We start from the raw sequence: 3,215 nt of genomic DNA on the forward strand, positions 1-3,215 counted from the left end.
GCAGGATCTCGCCCATCGTCGTGCCGGCCTGGCCGACCAGCGTCGACCCGTTGCGCACGCGCTCGACCGAATCGACGATCAGCTCGCGGATCTCCTTCGACGCCGTCGCGCTGCGCTGCGCGAGCGAGCGCACTTCGCCCGCGACCACCGCGAAGCCGCGGCCCTGTTCGCCGGCGCGGGCGGCTTCGACCGCCGCGTTCAGCGCGAGGATGTTGGTCTGGAACGCGATGCCCTCGATCGTGCCGATGATGTCGACGACCTTGCCCGAGCTCGCCGCGATGTCCTGCATCGTCGACACGACCTGGCCGACGACGTCGCCGCCCTGCGTCGCGATGTCCGATGCGTTCACCGCGAGCTGGCTGGCCTGCCGCGCGTTTTCCGCGTTCTGCCGCACGGTGCCCGTCAGTTGCTCCATGCTCGACGCGGTTTCCTGCAGCGATGCGGCCTGCTCCTCGGTACGCTGCGACAGGTCGATGTTGCCGGTCGCGATCTCGCGCGCGCCGACGTCGATCGATTCGGTGCCGCGATGCACGGCCTGCACCATCGTCGTGACGGCGTCCTGCATCCGCTTGATGCCGCCGAACAGGCGGCCGATCTCGTTCGTGCTGAACACGTCGACCGGCTGCGTGAGGTCGCCGCCGGCGATGCGCTCGAAGTGCGCAATCGCGTCTTCCAGCGGCTGCACGATCAGCCCGCGCAGCGCGAAGCGGATCGCGATCACGACGACGAACGCGATCGCGATGCCGGCCGCGATCAGCCCGATCATCAGCGAGATCTGCGATTGCGTCGCGGCCTGGCGATCTTCGGCGCGCTTCTGCAGCGATGCGATCACGGCCGACGCGGCCTGGTCGTACGCGACGAACATCGGGCTGATCTTGGTGTCGGCGACCGCGTGGTACGCGGCCATGTCGCCCGCGCGGGCGGCCGCGAATTCGGGCTCGACGCCTTCCTTCACGATCGTCGTGTAGCGAGTGGTCAGTTCGTCGACGAGCGCCTGCTCGACGCCGAGCTTCGGCGTCGACTGGAACGCCTGCCAGTTCTGGTTCGACTTCGCGTACAGCTCCTGCGCGCGGTCGAGCACCTTGGCCGCTTCGGCCATGTTGCCGCCTTCCGTCAACGAACGGAAGCGGTCGAGCGACACGCGCGCACGCAGCAGGTACGACGACGTGTCGTCGAGCGTATGGATCGCCGGCAGGTCGACGTGCGCGATCTCGTCGAGCGAGCGGCTCGCGTGATTCAGCGCGTACAGGCCGAGCCCGCCGACGGCTGCGGCCAGCGCCACGAGGATGAGTCCGACCGCCGTAAGCGTCGTGCGGATCGACCAGTTATGCAACATTGCAGATTCTCCCGAAATTCCTGCGCGCGCGGCGCGCTTACCCGCCGAGCGTCTCGATCAGCGCCATTTCACGGCTCGACATCAGCTTCTCGATGTCCATCAGGATCAGCATCCGGCCGTCGACCGTGCCGAGGCCAGTCAGGTACTCGGTCGTCAGCGTCGCGCCGAATTCCGGCGCCGGCATGATCTGGTCGGTCTGCAGCGTCAGCACGTCCGACACGCCGTCGACCACCATCCCGACCACGCGATGCGCGACGTTCAGGATGATCACGACGGTCTGGTGGTCGTACTCGACGCGGCCGAGATGGAACTTGATCCGCATGTCGACGATCGGCACGATGATCCCGCGCAAGTTGATCACGCCCTTGATGAACTCCGGCGCGTTCGCGATGCGCGTGACGCTGTCGTAGCCGCGGATTTCCTGCACCTTCAGGATGTCGATCCCGTATTCCTCGTCGCCGAGCGTGAACACGAGGAATTCCTGGCCCGTCGCGTCGCCTTGTTCCGCGTCGCGGCGGCTCGTTGCCGCGTTCGCCGCGGCCGGATTGATCATTTGGACTTCAGCAGACACGTTTGCCCCCAATCGGTTGAATGGCGAGTGACATCAGAACATCGCGAGCTCGGCGCCGGCACGGGCGCCGTGCGTCGCACGGGTTTCGCGGTTCAGCGCCGCGACGTCGACGATCAACGCGACGCTGCCGTCGCCGAGGATGGTCGCCGCCGAGATGCCGTGCACCTTGCGGTAATTGGTTTCGAGGTTCTTCACGACCACCTGCTGCTGGCCGACCAGCTCGTCGATCAGCATCGCGAAGCGGCGCCCCTCGGTTTCCATGATCGTGACGATCCCTTGCGTCGGGTCGGTACGCGCGTCCTCGACCGAGAACACCTCGTGCAGCGCGACGAGCGGCAGGTATTCGCCGCGCACGCGCACCACGCGTTCGCCGTTGCCGACCGTGTAGATATCGTCGTTCGACGGCTGCAGCGACTCCATCACGAAGTTCAGCGGCAGGATGAAGATCTCGTTGCCGACCTTCACCGACATCCCGTCGAGAATCGCGAGCGTCAGCGGCAGCACGATCCGCGTGGTCGTGCCGCGGCCGGCCACCGACGTGATCTCGACGTGGCCGCCCATCGACTGGATGTTGCGCTTCACGACGTCCATCCCGACGCCGCGGCCCGACACGTCGGTCACCGTCTCGGCGGTCGAGAAGCCCGGCGCGAAGATCAGCTGCCAGACTTCGTCGTCGCTGATGTTGTCGGACACCTGCATGCCCTGTTTCGCGGCCTTCGCGAGAATGCGCTCGCGATTCAGGCCCGCGCCGTCGTCGCTCACCTCGATCACGATGTTGCCGCCGTGATGCGCGGCCGACAGCACGAGCTGGCCAACGGCGTCCTTGCCGGCGGCGACGCGCTTGTCGACCGTCTCGATCCCGTGGTCGAGGCTGTTGCGCACGAGGTGGGTCAGCGGATCGATGATCCGTTCGATCAGGCTCTTGTCGAGCTCGGTCGCCTGGCCGAACGTGACCAGCTCGACCTGCTTGCCGAGCTTGCCGGCGAGGTCGCGCACCAGACGCGGGAAGCGGCTGAACACGTAGTCCATCGGCATCATGCGGATCGACATCACGGCTTCCTGCAGGTCGCGTGCGTTGCGCTCGAGCTGCGCCATCCCGTTGAACAGGCGGTCGTGCAGCGCCGGATCGAACGCGCTCGCGGTTTCCGCGAGCATCGCCTGCGTGATCACGAGTTCGCCGACCAGGTTGATCAGCTGGTCGACCTTCTCGACGCCGACGCGAATCGAGCTGCCTTCGGCGCCCGATGCGGCCGCGGCGGCCGGGCGCGCGCGCTTGTCGTCGTGATGCGCGGCGGCCTGCGGCGCGTG

General features: G+C 67.0%; 3 protein-coding genes. All 3 read right to left on the minus strand.

Annotation, left to right across the window (positions count from 1 at the left end; all coding sequences use genetic code 11):
- Nucleotides 1–1,336, minus strand: a 1,336-nt coding sequence (locus G3N93_RS37145) for a Tar ligand binding domain-containing protein (RefSeq protein ID WP_206135253.1), incomplete at its 3' end; no start/stop codon positions are given.
- A gap of 37 nt (nt 1,337–1,373) precedes the next feature.
- Entirely contained in the window at nt 1,374–1,889 is a 516-nt protein-coding gene (gene cheW, locus G3N93_RS37150) for a chemotaxis protein CheW (protein ID WP_043185043.1), read from the minus strand.
- Between the two features lie 51 nt (nt 1,890–1,940).
- Nucleotides 1,941–3,215, minus strand: a 1,275-nt coding sequence (locus G3N93_RS37155) for a chemotaxis protein CheW (protein ID WP_206135254.1), incomplete at its 5' end; no start/stop codon positions are given.

It is taken from the genome of Burkholderia sp. Se-20378, assembly GCF_017104665.1.
Taxonomy (GTDB): Bacteria; Pseudomonadota; Gammaproteobacteria; order Burkholderiales; family Burkholderiaceae; genus Burkholderia; species Burkholderia lata.